Source organism: Buchnera aphidicola (Ceratoglyphina bambusae), from assembly GCF_039363085.1.
GTDB lineage: Bacteria > Pseudomonadota > Gammaproteobacteria > Enterobacterales > Enterobacteriaceae > Buchnera_G > Buchnera_G aphidicola_E.
Map to the genome: position 1 here is coordinate 20,534 of NZ_CP134982.1, position 22,353 is coordinate 42,886.

The 22,353-nt window shown below is 22.0% G+C and carries 15 protein-coding genes, 3 tRNA genes and 1 pseudogene; 6 read left to right on the forward strand and 13 right to left on the reverse strand.

Features of this window, described 5'->3' with window-relative positions:
- Window positions 1-44: 44 nt before the first annotated feature.
- Window positions 45-581, reverse strand: coding sequence for a 16S rRNA (guanine(966)-N(2))-methyltransferase RsmD (gene rsmD / locus RJD23_RS00110; protein ID WP_343188238.1), 537 nt, complete (start codon window positions 579-581; stop codon window positions 45-47).
- A gap of 376 nt (window positions 582-957) precedes the next feature.
- Between rsmD and ftsY the strand changes: the two genes are divergently transcribed.
- The 3 genes from ftsY to metE all read left to right on the forward strand — a co-directional run bounded on the left by ftsY (window position 958) and on the right by metE (window position 5,299).
- Window positions 958-1,752 (forward strand): signal recognition particle-docking protein FtsY, encoded by a 795-nt coding sequence (ftsY, locus tag RJD23_RS00115; RefSeq protein ID WP_343188239.1) that lies wholly within the window; start codon window positions 958-960, stop codon window positions 1,750-1,752.
- A 142-nt stretch (window positions 1,753-1,894) separates the two neighbouring features.
- On the forward strand, window positions 1,895-2,752 hold the full coding sequence (gene rpoH, locus RJD23_RS00120) for an RNA polymerase sigma factor RpoH (protein ID WP_343188240.1): 858 nt from the start codon (window positions 1,895-1,897) through the stop codon (window positions 2,750-2,752).
- A gap of 276 nt (window positions 2,753-3,028) precedes the next feature.
- Window positions 3,029-5,299: a 5-methyltetrahydropteroyltriglutamate--homocysteine S-methyltransferase gene (metE, locus tag RJD23_RS00125; protein WP_343188241.1), complete on the forward strand. Its 2,271-nt coding sequence runs from the start codon at window positions 3,029-3,031 to the stop codon at window positions 5,297-5,299.
- Between the two features lie 309 nt (window positions 5,300-5,608).
- Here the strand turns inward: metE and RJD23_RS00130 are convergent, their stop codons facing one another.
- The 12 genes and pseudogenes from RJD23_RS00130 to RJD23_RS00185 all read right to left on the reverse strand — a co-directional run bounded on the left by RJD23_RS00130 (window position 5,609) and on the right by RJD23_RS00185 (window position 18,287).
- Complete coding sequence (locus RJD23_RS00130) at window positions 5,609-5,881, reverse strand: HU family DNA-binding protein (RefSeq protein WP_343188242.1); 273 nt, start codon at window positions 5,879-5,881, stop codon at window positions 5,609-5,611.
- A 294-nt stretch (window positions 5,882-6,175) separates the two neighbouring features.
- Window positions 6,176-10,393, reverse strand: a complete 4,218-nt coding sequence (rpoC, locus tag RJD23_RS00135) for a DNA-directed RNA polymerase subunit beta' (RefSeq protein ID WP_343188243.1) — start codon at window positions 10,391-10,393, stop codon at window positions 6,176-6,178.
- A gap of 58 nt (window positions 10,394-10,451) precedes the next feature.
- On the reverse strand, window positions 10,452-14,474 hold the full coding sequence (rpoB, locus tag RJD23_RS00140; RefSeq protein ID WP_343188244.1) for a DNA-directed RNA polymerase subunit beta: 4,023 nt from the start codon (window positions 14,472-14,474) through the stop codon (window positions 10,452-10,454).
- A 168-nt stretch (window positions 14,475-14,642) separates the two neighbouring features.
- Entirely contained in the window at window positions 14,643-15,011 is a 369-nt protein-coding gene (gene rplL, locus RJD23_RS00145) for a 50S ribosomal protein L7/L12 (protein WP_343188245.1), read from the reverse strand.
- 27 nt (window positions 15,012-15,038) lie between these two features.
- Entirely contained in the window at window positions 15,039-15,548 is a 510-nt protein-coding gene (gene rplJ, locus RJD23_RS00150) for a 50S ribosomal protein L10 (RefSeq protein WP_343188246.1), read from the reverse strand.
- A gap of 232 nt (window positions 15,549-15,780) precedes the next feature.
- The gene (gene rplA, locus RJD23_RS00155) at window positions 15,781-16,470 is read right to left on the reverse strand and encodes a 50S ribosomal protein L1 (RefSeq protein WP_343188247.1); all 690 of its coding nucleotides are present in this window, start codon (window positions 16,468-16,470) and stop codon (window positions 15,781-15,783) included.
- A gap of 2 nt (window positions 16,471-16,472) precedes the next feature.
- Window positions 16,473-16,901, reverse strand: coding sequence for a 50S ribosomal protein L11 (rplK, locus tag RJD23_RS00160; protein WP_343188248.1), 429 nt, complete (start codon window positions 16,899-16,901; stop codon window positions 16,473-16,475).
- Window positions 16,902-16,921: 20 nt separating this feature from the next.
- A pseudogene (gene nusG / locus RJD23_RS00165) lies at window positions 16,922-17,457 on the reverse strand (transcription termination/antitermination protein NusG).
- Between the two features lies 1 nt (window position 17,458).
- Window positions 17,459-17,779 carry a preprotein translocase subunit SecE gene (gene secE / locus RJD23_RS00170; protein WP_343188249.1) on the reverse strand — a complete coding sequence of 107 codons (321 nt, stop codon included), beginning with the start codon at window positions 17,777-17,779 and terminating at the stop codon, window positions 17,459-17,461.
- A gap of 227 nt (window positions 17,780-18,006) precedes the next feature.
- Window positions 18,007-18,078 (reverse strand) — tRNA-Gly (locus RJD23_RS00175).
- 24 nt (window positions 18,079-18,102) lie between these two features.
- A tRNA-Tyr gene (locus RJD23_RS00180) sits at window positions 18,103-18,184 on the reverse strand.
- Between the two features lie 30 nt (window positions 18,185-18,214).
- Window positions 18,215-18,287, reverse strand: a tRNA-Thr gene (locus tag RJD23_RS00185).
- A 261-nt stretch (window positions 18,288-18,548) separates the two neighbouring features.
- Here RJD23_RS00185 and RJD23_RS00190 point away from each other — a divergent pair.
- The 3 genes from RJD23_RS00190 (at window position 18,549) to argH (ending at window position 22,251) form a co-directional block, all read left to right on the forward strand.
- Window positions 18,549-19,427 carry a methylenetetrahydrofolate reductase gene (locus tag RJD23_RS00190; RefSeq protein ID WP_343188250.1) on the forward strand — a complete coding sequence of 293 codons (879 nt, stop codon included), beginning with the start codon at window positions 18,549-18,551 and terminating at the stop codon, window positions 19,425-19,427.
- Window positions 19,428-19,571: 144 nt separating this feature from the next.
- Window positions 19,572-20,789, forward strand: a complete 1,218-nt coding sequence (locus RJD23_RS00195; protein ID WP_343188251.1) for an argininosuccinate synthase — start codon at window positions 19,572-19,574, stop codon at window positions 20,787-20,789.
- 91 nt (window positions 20,790-20,880) lie between these two features.
- Window positions 20,881-22,251: an argininosuccinate lyase gene (argH, locus tag RJD23_RS00200; RefSeq protein ID WP_343188252.1), complete on the forward strand. Its 1,371-nt coding sequence runs from the start codon at window positions 20,881-20,883 to the stop codon at window positions 22,249-22,251.
- The last annotated feature ends 102 nt before the right edge of the window (window positions 22,252-22,353 follow it).

The following is a 22,353-nucleotide window of genomic DNA, read 5'->3' on the forward strand; positions in this document are numbered from 1 at the left end:
AAATTATATTTTTATATTTTTTATTTATATTTAATATTTAAATTTTATTTTATTATATATAAATTACCAATAGTTTGTCCTACAGTTTTTTTTTTATATTTTTTCCAATTTTTAGGTATAAATATTTTTTTTTTAATTTGATTTTCTAAATATATAAATGTATTTTTTTTTGTCCAATTATTTTTTTTTAATAAAGTTATTATATAATTTATAATTGTTGTTTTAAATGGTGGGTCTAAAAATATTATATCATATGGTTTTCCATATTTTTTTAACCATATAATTGAATTTACATTTATAATTTCAATATTTTTTATTGATAGATTATTTATATTTTTTAATATATTTTTATATATATTAAAGTTTTTTTCTAAGCAAGTTACAAATTTAGCATTTCTTGATATAGCTTCTATTCCTAAAGCAGCGCTTCCTGAAAAACAATCTAAACATTTAGAATTTTTTATATAGTTAGATAACCAGTTAAATAATGTTTTTTTCATTAAATTTGTTGTTGGTTTTAACTTTTTGTTTTTATTTATTTTTATAATTCTAGATTTAAATTTTCCGGCAATTATTTTCATATTTTTATAATATTATTATGTTGTATTTAGTTTGTATTTTTTTTATAATATAAAATTATTAATTTATTTTTTTATAAATAAATTTTATAAAATTTGTAATAATAAATATTATAAAAAGAGAATAAAATATGTCAAAAAATAAATTTAGCAGATTTTTTTCTTGGTTCACTCCTAATTTTAAAAAAAAAAAAATATAGTTAAAGATAAACAAGATAATAATGTAATTTTAAAAAAAAATTATAATGAGCATGATAAAAAAAAATCTAATATATTAAATGTTTTTAAAAAAAAATTCTATAATACTAGAAAAAAAATTAGTGATAAAATTAAAAATTTTTTTTTAAAAAATTCTATAGATAAAAAATTTTTTCATAATTTGGAAAATAAATTATTGTTATGTGATATAGGATTTGATACTTCTTCTAAAATAATATCTGAGCTAATAAGCGAAGTTGATTCAAAAAATATAGTTGATAAAGAATTAATTTATAAAATTTTACAGAAAAAGTTACTAAATATATTAAAATATTCAGACAAACCTTTAATTATAAAAAAAAAATATCCATTTTTAATTTTAATAGTAGGAGTAAATGGTGTAGGGAAAACTACTACTATCGGAAAATTAGCTTGGATGTATAAAAATCAAGGTAAATCGGTTATGATAGCTGCAGGTGATACATTTAGAGCTGCTGCTATAGATCAATTAAAAATTATTTCAAAAAAAATAGATGTTCCAATAGTTTCCCAACATTATAGATCTGATTCTGCTTCAGTCATATTTGATGCCATAAATTCTGCGAGAAGTAAAAATATTGAGATATTAATAGCAGATACTTCTGGAAGACTGCATAATAATAAAAATTTTATATTTGAATTAAAAAAAATTGTAAAAGTTTCAAAAAAAATAGATATAAATTTTCCAGATGAAATAATTTTAATTATAGATTCATCCAGCGGTCATAATGTTATAGAACAAACTAAAATATTTTACAAAGAATTGAATATAACTGGAATAATTTTTACTAAACTTGATGGCTCTGCTAAGGGTGGAATGATATTTAATATATCTGATAAATTTAATATTCCCATAAGATATGTATGTTTAGGAGAAAATAAAGAAGATTTATATGAATTTAAAAAAAAAGATTTTGTTGAATCTATTTTAAAATAAAATATATTTTTTTAAAAGTTAATATATTTTTTTATTTTATTTATATGTAATTATTAAAATTTTGATTTATTTTATAATTTTAATTATAATAAAAAATTATTTATATATTTTTATAAATAATTATAATTTTTAGGTATTTGAAATGTTAAAAACTTTTTATACTGTTTCTAATGGATCTTTAGGTAATTTAAATTCTTATATAAAATTAATTTTTTCTTGGCCTGTACTTGATAAAGAAAAAGAAATAAATCTTTCTAAACTTTTATATTATAAAAATGATTTAAACGCAGCAAAAACTTTAGTTTTATCTAATCTAAGGTTTGTAATACATATATCAAAAAATTATTTAGGATATGGTTTATTACAATCAGATTTAATACAAGAAGGAAATATAGGATTGATGAAAGCAGTTAAGAAGTTTAATCCTAAAATAGGAGTTAGATTAATATCTTTTGCTGTACATTGGATAAAGTCAGAAATACATGAATACATTCTAAAAAATTGGAGAATAGTTAAAGTAGCTACTACTAAATCTCAAAGAAAACTATTTTTTAACATAAGAAAGAACAAAAAAAAATTTGGTTGGTTTAATAAAAAAGAATTAGAACTAGTTGCAGAAGAATTAGGTGTTACATGTGAAGAAGTTCAAGAAATGGAATCTAGAATGTCTACCAAAGACATCACATTTAATTTTTCTTCAATAGATGAAAAAAAAGATTTGAAATTTAAATATATTTCTTCATATTTAAAAGATAAAACTTCTAATTTTGCGAATGTTTTTGAGAAAGATAACTTAGGAAAATATAATAATAGTAAATTGAACAATGCTTTATTAAATTTAGATAAGAGAAGTAGATATATTATAAATTCTAGATGGTTGTATAATAATAGAAAACGTACTTTACAAAGTTTAGCTAAATATTATGGTATTTCTGCTGAAAGAGTAAGACAAATAGAAAAAGTTGCTATGAAAAAATTAAAATTAGAAATAGAAAATTAACATATTGAATTTTTATTTTTTTATATGAAACTTATAGAAACTATATTTTTAATTTTAAATATTTTATATTATGTTATTAACATTAGTGATATAATTACTTAAATTTATATTTTTGTTTTATAACAATATTGTATTAAATTTATATTTATATTTTTTTTTAAATTTTTATTATTATTTAATTATAGTAATAACATTTTTAATTTTTAAATTAAATTTTTATTTTTTAAATTAATATTTTTATTAAATATAGTTTTCTTATATAAGAGAAATAAATTAATGAATATTTTTAGTCATATATTAGGATTTCCAAGAATAGGTTCTATGAGAGAATTAAAAATATCTCAAGAAAAATATTGGAATAATGAAATTAATAAAAAAAAATTGTTTGAAGAAGGTAAAAAAATATTAAAAAAAAATTGGCATATTCAAAAATCTAAAGGATTAGACTTCATTTCTATTGGGGATTTTTGTTGGTATGATCATGTTTTGCAAACTAGTATGATGATTGGAAATATACCAGAAAGACATAAAAATATTAATAATAGAACTATTGATATAGATACTTTATTTAAAGTTGCTAGAGGATCATCTTCTATTGGAGATTCTTCTGATGCTTCTGAGATGACTAAATGGTTTAATACTAATTATCATTATATAGTACCAGAATTTAAGAAAAATTCTTTTTTTAAATTTTCATGGAATCAAATAATAGAAGAAGTTGACTATGCTATAAATTTAGGATTTAAGCGAATAAAAGTTATTTTGTTAGGACCCATAAGTTATTTATGGTTGGGTAAAAAAGTAGATAATAATAATTTTAGTAGATTAGAACTTTTAGATAAAATTTTACCAATATATAAATATATTTTGTCAGAATTACGTAATAGAAATGTTGACTATGTTCAAATCGATGAGCCTATATTAGTTTTAGACTTAAAAAAAAAATGGCTAAATTCTTTTATATATTCATATAATTTTTTATATAATGAAAACAACAAAATTTTATTAACTACTTATTTTGGTAATATTAGTCATAACATAAATACTATAAAGAACATTCCTGTAAGTGGAATTCATATAGATTGTGTTAGTGAAAAATATAATATTAAAGATATAGAAAAAAAAATACCAGAAGATTGGATATTATCTTTGGGTGTTATAAATGGAAGGAATATATGGAAATCTAATTTAAAAAAAATATATAAAAAAATAAATTGTATTATTAAAAATAATATTAAGAGAAAAATATTTTTAGGAAGTTCTTGTTCATTAATTCACGTTCCAGTTGATTTTGATTTAGAAAAAAATCTTAAAAAAAAATTTAGTAATATTTTTTCTTTTGCTGTGCAAAAATGTGAAGAATTATCATTATTAACTAAATGTTTAAATAATTCAGACATAAATTTATTAAATAAAATTATAATATATGATAACAAAGTAAAAATAAATACAAAATTTAATTTAAATATTAAAAAAAAATGTTTATATAGAACAAGTTCTTATGATAAAAGATATATAAAACAAAAAGATAATTTAAAATTACCTATATTACCTATTACGACTATAGGATCATTTCCTCAAACAGAAATTTTAAGAAAAATTAGATTGAATTTTAAAAATAAAAAAATAGATAACGTTACTTATGATAATGCTATTAAAAAATATATTAAAAATGTAATTTTAGAACAAGAAAAGTTAGGTATAGATGTATTAGTTCATGGAGAACCAGAAAGAAATGACATGGTGGAATATTTTGGAGAAAATTTAGAAGGATTTGTTTTTACAGAATTTGGATGGGTTCAAAGTTACGGATCTAGATGTGTAAAACCTCCTATTATAATTAGTGATGTTTATAGAAAAAAACCTATTACATTAAGATGGATAAAATACGCTAAATCCAAAACTAATAAATTAGTTAAAGGAATGTTAACTGGGCCAATAACTATTTTATTGTGGTCTTTTTGTAGAGAAGATATATCAAAAAATATTATATCTAAACAAATTGCTATTTCTTTAAGAGATGAAGTAAAAGATTTAGAAAAATTAGGAATAAAAATAATTCAAATTGATGAGCCTGCTATTAGAGAAGGATTACCTCTAAGAAAAAAATTTAAAAAGGAATATTTATCTTGGGCTGTAGATGCATTTAAATTGTCTTCTTCTGTAGTAAAAGATGAAACACAAATTCATACACACATGTGTTATTCAGAATTTAGTGATATTATAGATGCTATAATAAAGTTAGATGCTGATGTAATTACTATAGAATCGTCTAAATCTAGTTTTAAAATTTTAAAATTTTTTGAAAAAAATAAGTATCCTAATAGTATAGGTCCTGGAATATATGATATTCATAATCCTAATATCCCTAGTAAAAGAGATTTAGAAATTAACATAAAAAAATGTATAAAAAAAATTAATATAAAAAATTTATGGATAAATCCAGATTGCGGATTAAAAACTAGAACGTGGAAAGAAACTAAACTGTCTTTAAAAAATATGGTTTTATCTGTTAAAAATATAAGAAATAAACTTTTAAAAAAATAAAATTTTATTTTTTTTAAAATATTGTTTACTATTAAAACTGAAGTTAAATGTTATGTTCAGTTTTAATAGTTTGTAATTTTAATTACAATTTAATTATATAATTATATATTATATTTTAGTATATTTTACTATAATATAATTTTGTATTACAATTTATGTTTTAATAATTTTTAATATTATGCATATTAATTATTAAAAATTTGTTTATTTAATTTATTTAATTTTTATTTTTTTTTCAAAAAAAATATTTTATTAAAATATATTTTTTTTTAAAAAATAAGAAGAACTATAATTTTTTATAATAATAGATTATCTTACAGCGTTTTTTAATGCTTTTCCTGAAACAAAAGAAGGAACTTTAGTGGCAGCTATTTTAATTTCTTCTCCTGTTTGTGGGTTTCTTCCTATTCTTTCAGATCTTTTATTGACCTTAAAAGTTCCGAATCCTACTATTTGAACTGTTTGTCCATTTTTTAAAGATTGAGTAATTATTTTTAATGTAGTTTCTAATGTATTTTTAGTTTGAGATTTAGTTAGAGAAGTTTTTTCTGCAATAGCATTAATTAATTGCGCTTTATTCATAAATGTTCCTTAATATTATTATATATTTATATAAAATTTATATTGTTTTGTAGAAAAAATTTCATTAATAATAATGTTATATTATGTTTTTATTTACATAACAAGTATTATTTTATATTATATACATAGTATATAAAATTTTAATAAGTGTTATTTATTGTGAATTTTATTAAGTTTTTGTTTAAATATATAAAATTTATATTTTTAATAAAAAATTTTATTAATAAATATTTTATTAATTTTATAAAAAATAAAATTTAAAAATTATATGTTATGTTTTTTGAAATAAAAATTTTATAAGTTAGAATTTAACATTTCTGATAAATTTGCTGAAGCTTCTTCTACTGTAGTTATATTTTTTTTATTTTCTTTATTTTTATTTTTTTCTTTTTCTCTGATTTTTAATCTTTTTTTGTGATAAGAATATCCAGTACCAGCAGGTATTAATCTTCCAACTATTACATTTTCTTTTAATCCTCTTAATTTATCTTTTTTACCAGCTATAGATGATTCTGTTAACACTCTAGTAGTTTCTTGAAATGACGCAGCGGAAATAAATGATTCTGTTGCTAAAGAAGCTTTAGTTATTCCTAAAAGATTTCTATTAAATGTAGCTATTTTTTTGTTTTTCTTTTTTAATTTTTTATTTTCTGAAATTATTTTTGAATATTCTACTTGCTCTTCATGTAAAAAATTAGAATCACCAGGATTTATAATAGTAGCTTTTCTTAGCATTTGCCTTACTATAACTTCTATATGTTTATCATTTATTTTTACTCCTTGTAATTTATATACTTCTTGTACTTCATTTATTATATATTTAGTAACAGGTATTACTCCTCTTAATCTCAATATGTCATGAGGAGATTCTGATCCATCTGAAATTATGTCACCTTTTTCTACTTTTTCTCCTTCAAATACATTTAATTGTCTCCATTTTGGTATCATTTCTTCATGTGTTTTTTTTTTATTTGTATGAGTTATTATTAATCGTCTTTTTCCTTTTGTTTCTTTCCCAAAAGATATTATTCCACTTATTTCTGCTAATATAGCTAATTCTTTAGATTTTCTAGCTTCAAATAAATCTGCGACTCTAGGTAATCCTCCAGTAATATCTTTAGTTACACTAGATTCTTGTGGTATTTTAGCTAAAACATCTCCTGATGATATTTTTTGATTGTTTTCAAATTGAATTATTGATTTTCCTGGTAAAAAATATTGTATAGGAATTTCTGAATTTGATGTTAATTTTTTGTTTCCTTTCTTATCAACAATTTTTATAGCAGGTCTTAGATCTTTTCCTAAATTTGTTCTTTCAGAAGTATCTAAAACTATTATTGAAGATAATCCTGTTAATTCATCAGTTTGTTTTATTATACTTTGTCCTTCTATCATTTCGGAAAATTTTATATATCCATCAACTTCAGATATTATAGGAATGGCATGGGGATCCCATTGTGCTGCTATTTCTCCGGAATTTATTTTTTCTTTATTTTTCTTTTTTAAGATAGCCCCATAAGGAATTTTATAATTTTCTTTTATTCTTCCATGTTCATCTATTATTCTTAATTTAACGTTTCTAGAAGTTATAATTACTTTTCCATCATTTCTAGTAACAGTTTTAGCATTATGTAATTTTATTATTCCTGAATTTTTTATTTGTATGTTAAATTCTGATGCTAATCTAGAAGCGGCTCCTCCTATATGAAATGTTCTCATAGTTAATTGAGTTCCAGGCTCTCCAATAGATTGTGCCGCGACAACTCCTATAGCTTCTCCCTTTTTTACTAGTTTTCCCCTAGACAAGTCTCTTCCATAGCATTTCGCGCATACACCAAAATTTGTTTCACAGTTTACAACTGTTCTAACATTTATTTTATTTATAGAATGTTCTTCTAATTTTTTGCAAAGTTTTTCATTTAATAAAGTATTTTTGTATATTAATATTTCTTTTGTTTCTGGTATTTTTATATCTTTTGAAACTACTCTTCCTAATACTTTGTCTTTTAAAAATTCTTTAATTTCTCCACTTTCTATTGTATCGAATATAGACATTCCATTATTAGTTTTGCAATCATCTTCAGTTATTACTAAATCTTGAGCAACATCTACTAATCTTCTAGTTAAATAACCAGAGTTTGCAGTTTTTAATGCAGTGTCTGCCAATCCTTTTCTGGCTCCATGTGTAGATATAAAATATTGTAAAACGTTTAATCCTTCTCTAAAATTTGCTATTATAGGGGTCTCTATTATAGATCCATCAGGTTTTGCCATTAGACCTCTCATTCCTGCTAGTTGTCTTATTTGCGCGGCAGATCCTCTTGCTCCTGAATCAGCCATAATAAAAATACTATTAAAAGAAATTTGATTTAATAATTTTCCATGTTTATTAAGTATTTTTTCAGTGGAAAGATTTTTCATCATAGCTTTGGAAACTTTTTCATTTGCATTAGCCCATATATCTATAACTTTATTATATCTTTCTCCCGCGGTAACTAATCCTGAATGAAATTGTTCTTGTATTTCTGATACTTCTATTTCAGCATCGTTTATAATTTCATATTTTTCTGTTGGTATAGTCATATCATCTATTCCTACAGAAGAGCCAGATTTAGCAGCGTAATAAAATCCTGTATACATAATTTGATCAGCAAAATTTACAGTTTTTTTCAATCCTAGTATTCTATAACAAGCATTTAACATTTCTGAGATGGATTTTTTTTCTAAAACTTTATTTATAATTTTAAAGGGCAATCCTTTTGGCACTATATTCCACAATATTGATCTTCCTATAGTAGTGTTTATTATATTAGTATTTTTTTTAAAAATATTTTCATTATTTTTTTTATATTCTGTAATTCTGACTTTTACTTTAGAGTGCAATGATACTAAATTGGAAAAATACATTCTTTCTGCTTCATCAGGGCCAGTTAAAATTAATCCTTCTCCTTTTGCATTTATTTTTTCTCTAGTCATATAGTATAAACCTAATACTACATCTTGAGATGGTACTATTATAGGCTCGCCATTTGCTGGAGATAGAACATTTTGTGTTGACATCATTAACAATGTAGCTTCTTTTTGTGCTTTTAATGTAAGAGGTATATGTACAGCCATTTGATCTCCATCAAAATCCGCATTATAAGCAGCACACACTAAAGGATGTAATTGAATAGCTTTTCCTTCTATTAAAATTGGTTGAAATGCTTGTATTCCTAATCTATGTAATGTAGGAGCTCTGTTTAATAATACTGGATGTTTTTTTATAACTTCATCTAGTATATCCCATACTATGGAGTCTTCTCTTTCTACCATTTTTTTGGCGGATTTTATAGTGTTTGCTAAACCCTTTGATTCTAATTTTCCATATATAAATGGTTTAAAAAGTTCTAAAGCCATTTTTTTAGGAAGCCCACATTGACTAAGTTTTAAATAAGGTCCTACAGTTATTACAGATCTTCCAGAATAATCTACTCTTTTTCCTAATAAATTTTGTCTAAATCTTCCTTGTTTTCCTTTTATCATATCAGCTAGTGATTTTAATGGTCTCTTGTTAGAACCAATGATTGCTCTACCCCTTCTGCCGTTATCTAATAATGCATCCACTGCTTCTTGTAACATTCTTTTTTCATTTCTAACTATTATATCTGGAGCTGAAAGATCCAATAATCTTTTTAGTCTATTATTTCTGTTTATAACTCTTCTATATAAATCATTTAAATCAGATGTAGCAAATCTTCCTCCATCTAATGGTACTAATGGTCTTAAGTCAGGCGGTAACACTGGTAAAACATTAAAAATCATCCATTCTGGTTTGTTATTTGATTGTATAAAAGAATCTATGAGTTTTATTCTTTTTGATATTTTTTTTCTTTTATTATCTGAATTAGTCTTTTTAAATTTTTTTCTTAAAAGTTTAGACATTTTTTTTAAATTTATATTTTTTAAAAGAATTTGTATTGCTTCAGCTCCCATTTTTGCTTTAAAACTTTCACCAAATTCTTCTATTAAATTTAAATATTGTTCTTCAGATAACACTTGATTATTTTTTAATTTTGTAGATCCGCTATCTAAAACTATATATGATTCAAAATATAAAACTCTTTCTATATCTTTTAATGGAAGATCTAATAATAATCCTATTCTTGATGGAAGAGATTTTAAAAACCAAATATGTGCTATAGGTGAGGCTAGTTCTATATGCCCCATTCTGTCTCTTCTTACTTTACTTTTTGTAACTTCTACTCCACATTTTTCACATATCACCCCTCTATATTTTAATCTTTTATATTTTCCACATAAACATTCGTAATCTTTTATAGGGCCAAAAATTTTTGCACAGAATAGACCTTCTCTTTCTGGTTTAAATGTTCTATAATTTATTGTTTCTGGTTTTTTTACTTCCCCAAATGACCATGATCTTATTATATCTGGAGATGAAAGTGAAATTTTTATAGAATCGAATTCTAGATTTTTAGTTTTTCCTTTTAAAAATTTTAGTAAATTTTTCAAAATTTTTTCTCTATAGATTAAATATATTAATATAAGTATTTTATAAAAAGTTATATGTTTATTTGTTTTCTAATTCTATATTTATTCCTAATGATCTTATTTCTTTTAAAAGCACATTAAATGATTCAGGCATTCCTGGGTTCATTTTATATGCTCCATCTACAATATTTTTGTACATTTTTGTTCTACCGCTAACATCATCTGATTTAACAGTTAGCATTTCTTGGAGAGTATGTGAGGCACCATACGCTTCTAAAGCCCATACTTCCATTTCTCCAAACCTTTGACCTCCAAATTGAGCTTTTCCACCTAATGGTTGTTGTGTTATTAAACTATATGATCCTGTTGATCTAGCATGCATTTTATCATCTACTAGATGATTTAATTTAAGCATGTACATATATCCTACAGTTACTAATCTTTCGAATTTTTCCCCTGTTTTACCATCAAACAATTCTATTTGCCCAGATGTTGGGCATCCAGCCAATTTGAGCATTTTTTTAATTTCATCTTCTTTAGCCCCATCAAAAACTGGTGTAGAAATAGGAACTCCTTTAGAAAAATTTTTAGCTAAAGTTAATATTTCTTCTTCTGAAAAATTTTGTATATCTATTTTTTGTGTAACGTTATTTCCTAAATCAAATATTTTTTTTATATATTTTTTAATATTTTTTGTTTTTTCTTTTTTGATTAACATTTTTTTAATTTTTTTTCCTATTCCTTTAGATGCCATACCAAGATGTGTTTCTAAAATTTGCCCTATATTCATTCTAGAAGGTACACCTAATGGATTTAAAACTATATCTACAGGTTTTCCAAATTTGTCATAAGGCATATCTTCTACTGGATTTATTTTAGATATAACTCCTTTATTACCATGCCTTCCAGCCATCTTATCTCCAGATTGTATATTTCTTTTAACTGCTAAATAAATTTTTACTATCTTTAATATACCTGGAGCTAAATCGTCTCCCTTTAAGAATTTTTTTTTATCTATTTTTATTTTTCTTTTTGTTTCTTTTTTTAGTTTTTTATATTGTTTTATTAAGAATTTTATTATTTTTTGTTTATTTTTGTCTATTTTTTTTTTAAACATTTTTTTTTTATATATTGTTAATATTTTTTCTTCCTTATATTTTTTTATATTTATAGTTTTATTAATTAGATTAAATATGTTTTTTTTAAAAATTTTAAATCTTTCTAATATTTTTTTTTTATTTTTTTTAAAATTCATTTTTTCTATTTCTTTTGTTCTTTTATCTTTTTTCACTCCATCTCTAGTAAAAATTTGTACATCTATTACAGTTCCTAGTGTTCCATTAGGAACTCTCAAGGAAGAATCTTTTACATCTGAAGCTTTTTCTCCAAAAATAGCTCTTAGTAATTTTTCTTCTGGTGTTAATTGTGTTTCTCCTTTAGGAGTTACTTTTCCTATTAAAATATCATTTTCTCTAACTTCAGCTCCTATATATGCTATTCCAGATTCATCTAGTTTAGACAATGCATGTTCACTAACATTAGGTATATCTGATGTAATTTCTTCAGGACCTAATTTAGTATCTCTTGCTATACAAGAAAGTTCTTGTATATGTATTGTTGTAAATCTGTTTTCTTTTAATACTTTTTCTGATATTAATATAGAATCTTCAAAGTTGTATCCGTTCCAAGGCATAAATGCTACTCTTAAATTTTGACCTAAAGCTAATTCTCCTAAATCTGTAGATGTTCCATCTGCTAAAACATCTCCTTTTAATATTTTTTCTCCTACTTTCACACAAGTAGTTTGATTTATACAAGTATTTTGATTTGATCTAGTATATTTTGTTAAATTATAAATATCTATTCCTAGATTATTTTTATTGTTAAATTTTTCATAATTTTTTATTATTATTTTAGATGCATCTACATATTTTACTATTCCATTTCTTTTAGCAATTACTGTCACTCCGGAATCTACAGCAACAGATCTTTCCATTCCAGTTCCTATTAATGGTTTTTCTGCTTTTAGTGTTGGGACAGCTTGTCTTTGCATATTAGCCCCCATAAGAGCTCTATTTGCGTCATCGTGTTCTAAAAATGGTATTAAAGATGCTCCAACTGAAACTATTTGTTGAGTAGACACATCCATATAGTTTATTTTATCTGGCGCAAATAATCCAGATTCTCCGTTATACCTGCATGTTATTAAATTATCTACAAATTCATTGTTTTTGTTTATATTAGTATTAGCTTGCGCAATTATAAATTGACATTCTTCTATTGCAGATAAATAATGAATTTTTTTAGTTATTTTTTTATTTATTACTTTTATGTAGGGAGTTTCTAGAAAACCATATTTATTAATTTTCGCATAAACTGATAATGAATTTATTAACCCTATATTTGGCCCTTCTGGGGTTTCTATAGGGCATACTCTTCCATAATGTGTTGGATGTACGTCTCTTACTTCAAATCCAGCTCTTTCTCTAGTTAATCCACCTACACCTAGAGCTGAAATTCTTCTTTTATGAGTAATTTCTGCTAATGGATTATTTTGATCCATAAATTGAGATAGCTGGCTAGATCCGAAGAATTCTTTTATAGATGCTGAAATTGGTTTTGCATTTACTATTTCTTGAGGTGTTAAAGATTCTAAATCATTTGATGATAGTCTTTCTTTTACTGATCGTTCTACTCTTACTAATCCTACTCTAAATTGATTTTCAACCATTTCACCAACTGATCTAATTCTTCTGTTTCCTAAATGATCTATATCATCTATATTTCCATATCCATTTCTTATGTTTATTAATTTTTTTATAACTTCTATTATATCTTTTTTTTCTAATGTTAATGGTCCATATATACTTTTCCTAGAAAGAGATTTATTTAATTTCATTCTTCCTACAACTGATAAATCATATCTATCTTCTGAGAAAAACAAGTTATTAAACAATTTTTTTGCCGCATCACGAGCTGGTGGCTCTCCTGGTCTCATCATTCTATATATTTCAATTAATGATTGAGTTTTATTTTTTGTAGTATCTATTTTTAAAGTATTTGAAATATATGGACCTTGGTCTAAATCATTTGTAAATATTGTTTTTATTGAAGAATATTTGGATTTAATTATTTTTTTTATAGTTTTTATAGATAATTCTGAATTTGCAGATATAATAATTTTATTATTGTTGTAATAATTGTCAGATACAATTTTTCCAATTAAATATTCTATTGGAACTTTTATTTCTTTTATTTTTTCTTTTTTTAATTTTTTAATGTTATTTATTGTTACTTTTTTTCCTTTTTTTACATATATTTTTTTTTTATGTATAATATCAAAATATGCTGTTTCTCCTCTTAATCTTTCAGGGTACAGTTTCATATAAAATTTATTTTTAACTATATTAAATTTATCTTTTTTAAAAAATATATTTAATATTTCTTCTTTTTTATAATTTAATGCTTTTAAAAATATACTAATTGGTAATTTTCTTCTTCTATCTATTCTTACGAATAAGTTATCTTTAGGATCAAATTCAAAGTCTATCCAGGATCCTCTATATGGTATAATTCGTGCATTATATAATATTTTTCCAGAAGAATGAGTTTTGCCTTTATCACTGTCAAAGAAGACTCCAGGACTTCTATGCAATTGAGATACTACTACTCTTTCAGTTCCATTTATCATAAAAGTTCCATTTTTTGTCATTAATGGTATATCTCCCATATATACTTCTTGTTCTTTAATGCTTTTTATTATTTTATTTTTTAACTCTTCTTTTTCATATATTATAAGTTTTAATTGAACTTTTAATGGAACGGAATATGTTAAACCTCTAGTGTTACATTCTTTCACATTAAAAGTTTTTTTTCCTAATTTATATTTTATATATTGTAACTCAGCACTGCAATTATAGTTTTTTATAGGAAAGACTGATTTAAAAGCAGATTCTAAACCATATAAATTTTTTTTGTCTTTTTTAATAAATTTTTTAAAAGAATTTATTTGAATGGATAGTAGATATGGTATATCTAAACTTTTAGATCTTTTACTAAAATTTTTTCTAATTCTTTTTTTTTCAGTATAAGAGTAAACCATTTTTTTTCTCTTGATTATATAAAAAAAATAAAATTTTTTATTTATTTTTTTGGATTTTATCTAGAAAATTTTATATTTTTCTTTATTATTAAAACAAATTTATAATACTGGTGATTTCTAAAATCACCAGTTAATTTATTTTTACTTAGATTACTAATAGATGTAAAATTATTTTATTTCTACTATAGCACCGGATTTTTCTAATGTTTCTTTTAATATTTCTGATTCTTTTTTGTCAATTTTTTCTTTTATTATTACAGGAGCTGATTCTACTAAATCTTTTGATTCTTTTAACCCTAATCCAGTAATACTTCTTATTGATTTTATTACTGATATTTTATTAGGCCCTACAGATTGTAAAAATATACTGAATTCTGTTTTTTCTTTTTCTTCTAATTTGTCGTTAGTTTTAGTATTGTTAGATAAGTCTTTAGAAGATATATTAAATTTTTTTTCCATAATGGAAATCAATTTTAATACATCTTTTACAGACATTTTTTCTATTTCTTTAACTATTTCGTTTTTACTAATTGACATAAATATTCCTAATTTTAATATTTTATTTTATAAATTATTTTTTAATTTTATTTTTTTATTTTTTACAACGTTTATTATTTTTAATATTCTTATTATGCATATTTCTTTTAAAAAATTAATTAAGATTATTATTGATTCTTTATATGTTGGCATAATAGATAATGCTAATATTTCTTTTCTAGATATGATTTTTCCTTCAAAAACTCCAATTAATGCTTTAAAATTAGGATTTTTTTTTTCGAATCTATTTAGTAATCTAGCAGCATTACCAGGGTGATTTATAGAATATGCTATTAAAATAGGTCCATTAATATTTTTGCCTAAACATTCTAAATTAGTTTTTTTTATAGATATTTTTAACAATGTATTTTTAACTATTTTTATTATTACTTTTTCTTTTTTAGATTTTTTTCTTAAATCGTTTATTTCATTAGCTTTTATTCCAATAAAATTTATTATAATAGCTGATTGTGCTATTTTTGAATATTTTCGTATTTTTTTTACAATATATTTTTTTTTTTTAATATTTAATATCATTTGAACTCTATTCCTAAAATTTTTTAGAATATTTATTAAAATAGTCTTTATCTTAAAATTTTTAATTATTTAGTTCATATTAACTATATTTTTTAAATCAATCATATAACATTAATTTATTTTATATTTTTATAAATTTGTAATAATATAAGCTTTTTATTTTTTATATTTATTTAGGAAATAATTAGATATTAGATTTAATTGTTTTTTTTGAAAAGTTAAAATAAAATATTTATATATTTAATTCAGAGTGATTTATAGGTATGGATCCACCCATAGTTGTAGAAAAATAAATTTTTTTAAAAAATTCACCTTTTATTTTGGTAGGTTTTGATTTTTTTAATGATTCTATCAATGATATAAAATTTTCTTCAATTTGTTTGTTAGTAAAATATATTTTTCCTATAGAAGAATGTATGATTCCATTTTTATCGTTTTTATAGCTTATTTGTTTTCCATTTTTTATTTTTTTAATAGATTTATATATATTGTTTGTTATTGTTCCAAGTTTAGAATTAGGCATAAGACCTCTAGGACCTAGTATATGGCCTAATTTTCCAACTATTTTCATAGTATCAGGAGATGATATTACTACATCAATTTCTTTTATCTTTTTTTTAATATTTTTTATTTCTTCTGACCAGATAATATCTGCTTTAGCTTTTTTTGCCATTTCAATATTTTTACCTTGAGTAAAAACTAATATTTTTACTTTTTTACCTAGCCCATTTGGTAAAAATGCAGTACTTATTATATTTTGTTCATTTTTTTTAGTGTCTATATTTAAATTTATTGCAACATCTATGCTTTCTTTAAACTTTACTTTAGTAAATTTTTTTAGTATTTCTATTGCTTCATTTATATTATATTTTTTTTTTTTTATATTTTCTCTTATATTTTTCATTCTTTTGCTATTTTTCATATTTATTCTTCTATTGTTAAACCCATAGATTTTGCAGTTCCTTCTATAGAACGAGCGATTTTTTTTATATCAGTACTATTCATGTCATTAATTTTTATTTTTGATATTTCATATATTTGTTTTTTAGTAATTTTTCCTATTTTTTCTGTTTTATTTTTTCCAGATCCTTTTTTAATTTTTGAAAGTTTTTTTAACAATATAGATGCAGGTGGAGTTTTTGTTATAAAAGTAAAACTTTTATCAGCAAAAATAGAAATTACGACTGGAATAGGTAAATTTTTTTCTAAATTTTTAGTTTTTTCATTAAATTTTTTACAAAATTCCATTATATTTATTCCTTTTTGCCCTAAAGCAGGACCTACTGGGGGGCTTGGATTAGCCATACCTGATGGTACTTGTAATTTTATATAACTTTGGGCTTTTTTGAACATAATTTATTTCCTTTAAGATTTTATATTTTTTCTATTTGTGAAAAGTTTAATTCTACAGGAGTTGATCTTCCGAATATAGACACTGATACTGTTAGTCTATTTTTATCATAATCTACATTTTCTACTGTTCCATTAAAATCTGAGAAAGGGCCATGCTTTATTCTTATTATTTCACCTGGCTCAAACAATATTTTTGGTCTAGGTTTATTTTCTATTTTTTTTAACTTGTTTATTATACATTTTACATCTTTATCATTTATTGGTGTAGGTTTGTCTGGAGATCCTCCTATAAATCCTAATACTTTTGGGACATTTCTTATTATGTGCCAACTTTCATCATTCATTTCCATTTTTATTAAAATATATCCAGGAAAAAATTTGTTATCACTTTTTTTTTTTTTCCATTTTTTATTTCTATTACTTCTTCTGTAGGGATCATTATTTTTTCGAACATATTTTGCACATTGTTCATTTTAATATGCTTTTTTATTAAATCTGCTACTTTATTTTCAAATCCAGAAAAAGATTGTATTACATACCATTTTTTTTTGTTCATTTCATAATCTCATGGTTATAATATTTGATATTGCATAAAATAATAAATTATCTATTATCCATAAAATAATTGATATTATAGTGGATACTAAAATTATAGTAATTGAAATATAAAATATTTCTATTTTTTTAGGCCATTCTATTTTTTTTAATTCTATAGATATTTCTTTTATAAATTTTAAAAAATTAGTACCATATTTAGTATATTTTATTAATAATAACAATGTTAATGATAAAGATATTAATGATATAATTTGTTTTACAATATTATTTTTTTTAAAAAAGTTAAAAAATAATAAAATTTCTATAATTAAAAAAAACAATATTATTAAATATTTAATATTTTTATTAAATTTTATTTTTTTTTTTTTTCATAATGTTTGTATTTTTTTAAACATTAATAAAATTAAATTAATTTAATTTTTTTTATTTAATTTTATTAAAAATAACAAATTTTTTTTTGTAAAGTATTTTTTTTTAAAAAAAGTAATATTTTTATATTTAAAATATTTTTAATAAAATTTTTTTTCATATAATATAAAAATTTTTTAGCAGGCAGCGGGAATCGAACCCGCATTATTAACTTGGAAGGCTAAAGTAATAACCATTATACTATGCCTGCAAAATAAATTTAAATAAATTATAATGGTGGGAGAAGGATTCGAACCTTCGAAGTCTATGACGGCAGATTTACAGTCTGCTCCCTTTAACCACTCGGGAATCCCACCTGTATATTTTTATAGTATAAATTTATTTTTTGCCGGCTACCGGAATTGAACTGGTGACCTACTGATTACAAATCAGTTGCTCTACCTGCTGAGCTAAGCCGGCTTAATTATTATATAAAATAATTGTATGAATATATTTTATAATTATATTTTTTTTTTTATTAAATGTAAAGATATAATTTTTTGTTAGAATGAAATAATTTTTTGAGTATACTAATTTAAATATATATATTTAATTTACACGAGTTTATATATTAATTTATATTAGTTTTATTTACATATTTTTTTTATAATTTTAATTATAAAATTATTTTTATGTTTTTTTTATGATATTATTAATTTAAAATATTTTAGAGATATAAATATGAAAAATTATAATAATAGTTTAGAGAAAATATATGAAACTTATAGCAATTGTAAAGATAAAATAAATATTTCTTTTGAAATGTTTCCTCCTAATAATAATTTTGTAAAAAAAAAATTTAAAAAAAGCTTTAAAAAGTTATCTGAAATGAATCCAGATTTTTTTTCTATTACTTGCAGTGAAAATTCCGGTGGAAATAAAAATACATTTTCTTTTATTAAAAATATTAAAAAAAATACAAAAATAGATATTATTCCTCATTTAACTTGTGTTGGATATAATAAAAGTGATATAAAAAAAATTGCAGAAGATTATTGGAGAATAGGGGTAAAAAAAATATTAGCTCTAAGGGGAGATTATAATTTTAAAAAATCTAAAAATGTTTTTTTTTATGCTTCGGACTTAATTTATGAGTTAAAGAAAATAAAGAATTTTAATATTTTAGTAGCTGCTTATCCAGAAGTCCATCCAGAGTCCAAAAATGCTTTAGAGGATCTAATGTTCTTAAAAAGAAAATTTGACAATGGAGCTGATAAAGCGATCACTCAATTTTTTTTCGATACTGATAAATATTTAAAATTTAGAGATAAATGTTTTTCCGTAGGAATTGATAAAGAAGTTATTCCAGGAATATTGCCTGTATATAATTTATCTCAATTAAAAAAATTTTCCAATATGACTAATGTAAAGATACCGAAATGGATATATTATATTTTTAATTCTTTAGAAAACAATACTAATGTTTACAAAATAATTAGTAGTGCTGTAATATTAAATATTGTAAATAAATTATTTTTAGAAGGAATAAGGGCTTTTCATTTTTACACTTTAAATCGTTCAGATATAGTTTATTCTATAAGTCATTTGTTAAGGATATAAATTGTAAATTTTTTATATATTTATATGAATTTTTATGTAAAATAAAATTTTTTATATGCTATATTATTAAATATAAATTTTATTTTGTTAAATTTGTTTTATTTTATTTTTATAATTTTAAATTTTTTTTTAGAAAAAGATATTATGAAAAATAAAAATATTAAAAAAGTAGTTTTGGCTTATTCAGGCGGTTTAGATACTTCAGCAATAATTCCTTGGATAAAAGAGAATTATAATTCTGAAGTTGTAGCTTTTGTAGCTAATATTGGTCAATCTAAAGAAGATTTATATAATATAAAAGAACGAGCTATTAATTCTGGTGCCACAAAATGTTATGTTAAAGATTTAAGAAAAAAATTTATAAAATTCTACATATATCCATTACTTCAATCTATGTCCCTATATGAATCTAATTATCTTTTAGGCACTGCAATAGCTAGACCTATTATTGCTAAAGAGCAAGTTAAATTAGCTATTAAAATAAATGCTGATGCTTTATGTCATGGATCTACTGGTAAAGGAAATGATCAAATTAGATTTGAAAGTGCATATATATCTTTAGCTCCTAAATTAAAAATTATTTCTCCATGGAGAGAATGGAAATTTAAGTCTAGAATAGATTTATTAAAGTATTTAAAATTAAACAATATATCTACTATTTATAATAAAAAAAAAATTTATAGTAAAGACGAAAATATATTTCATGTATCTACAGAGGGTGGAATTTTAGAAAATATATGGAATTCTTCAGAAAAAAAAAAAATATGGTCTTTAACTAAAGATCCATTATGTTCTAATAAAAAACCTAAATATATAAAGATACAATTTAAAAATGGATATATAAAAAAAATAAATAATAAAAATATTTCATTATTAAGAAGTTTAAAAAAACTTAATAAATTAGGTTCCGAACATGGTATAGGAAGAATAGATATTATAGAAAATAGATTAATTGGAATAAAATCTAGAGGATGTTATGAAACTCCAGGAGGTACTATAATTTCAAAAGCTATTCAAGCTATAGATCAGTTAGTATTAGACAGAGATTGTACTAAATGGAAAAATAATGTAGGAGTAGAGTTTTCTTATGTAATATATGATGGTAAATGGTTTACTCCGTTAAGAAGAGTTTTGCAACAGTCTATAACTTTTTTTTCTAAATTAATAAATGGTACAGTTATTTTAAGATTATACAAAGGAAATATAACAATATTACAAAGAAAATCTAAAAATTCTTTATATTCTAAAAAATTTTGTACTTTTAATAATAGCAATTTTTCTTATAAACATAGTTATGCTGAAGGTTTTATAAAATTATCTACTATGTCATCTTTAATAAGAGCAATTAAGAAATTAAAGTAGTTTGATTATACTTTTTATTTTTTGAAAAAATAAAAAGTATAAAAATATAAATTTATTATAATATTTCGTTAAAACTTAAATAGGAATTTTTATGTTTTTATGGGGTGGAAGATTTAAAAAAAAATCTAATAAAGATTTTTTAAATTTTAACAAATCTATAAATTTTGATTATATGCTTGCTAAGCAAGACATATCAGCTTCTATAGCTTGGTCTAAATCTTTACTTCTATCTAACTTAATAAGTAAAAAAGAGCAAAAAATTATAGAAAATTGTTTGAAAAATATAAAAAAATATATAAAAATAAATTTAAAAAAAGTTTTAAAATCTAATTGTGAAGATATCCATACTTGGATAGAAAAAAAACTTATTAAAGAAATTGGGGACTTGGGAAAAAAATTACATACTGGAAGAAGTAGAAATGAACAAACCACTACGAATTTAAAAATGTGGTGTAAATATTATATTAAGAAATTGTTGTATTCATTAAAAAATCTTAAATTAGAATTTTTAAATTTATCAAAAAAATATATTAATATTGTTATGCCTGGATATACTCATTTGCAAATAGCTCAACCTATAGTTTTTTCGCATTGGTGTTTAGCTTATTATGAAATGTTAAAAAGAGATGAAAATAGATTAAATTATATTTTAAAAAGATTAGATTTTTGCCCATTAGGTTCTGGAGCGATTTCCGGAGTTTCCCATTATATAAATAGAATTAAATTAGCTAATGATATTAATTTTAAAAATATAACTAAGAATAGTATAGATAGTGTTTCAGATAGAGATTATGTTATAGAAATGATATCTTGTGCTTCTATTGGAATGATGCATTTATCTAGATTATCTGAAGATTTAATTTTTTTTAATACTTCCGAAGCAGATTTTATAGAACTTTCAGATAAAATAACATCAGGATCTTCTTTAATGCCACAAAAAAAAAATCCTGATATATTAGAGTTAATAAGAGGTAAATGTGGAAGAGTATATGGATCATTAATTAATATATTAGTAGTTTTAAAAGGAATTCCAATGTCATATAATAAAGATATGCAAGAAGATAAAGAGTGTTTGTTTGATTCTATGATAACTTGGAATAATTGCATTAAAATGTCTACTTTAGTTATTAAAAATATTACCTTAAATAGATCAAATTGTTTTAATGCAGTGAAAAACAGTTTTTCTAATTCTACAGAATTAGTAGATTATTTAGTTCATAAAGGTGTGTGTTTTAGAGATGCGCATAAAATTGTAGGAAAAATAGTTTTAAAATTAATTAAAGAACATAAATATTTACATGATATTAAAATATTAGATTTAAAGAAGTATAATAATTTGTTTGAAGAAGATGTTTATAAATATATTTCTATAGAAAAAACTTTAGAAAGAAAAAATTCAATTGGAGGGACTTCTAAAAAACAAATTTTAGAATATATAAAATTAGAACAAAAAAAAATATAATTTTTTTATTAAAACATTTTAATAATTTTATTTTAATTATATTAATAAATATTTTTGTTTAAAATTTTGTTATTTGAATAGAGTTATATTCATTTTTTATAT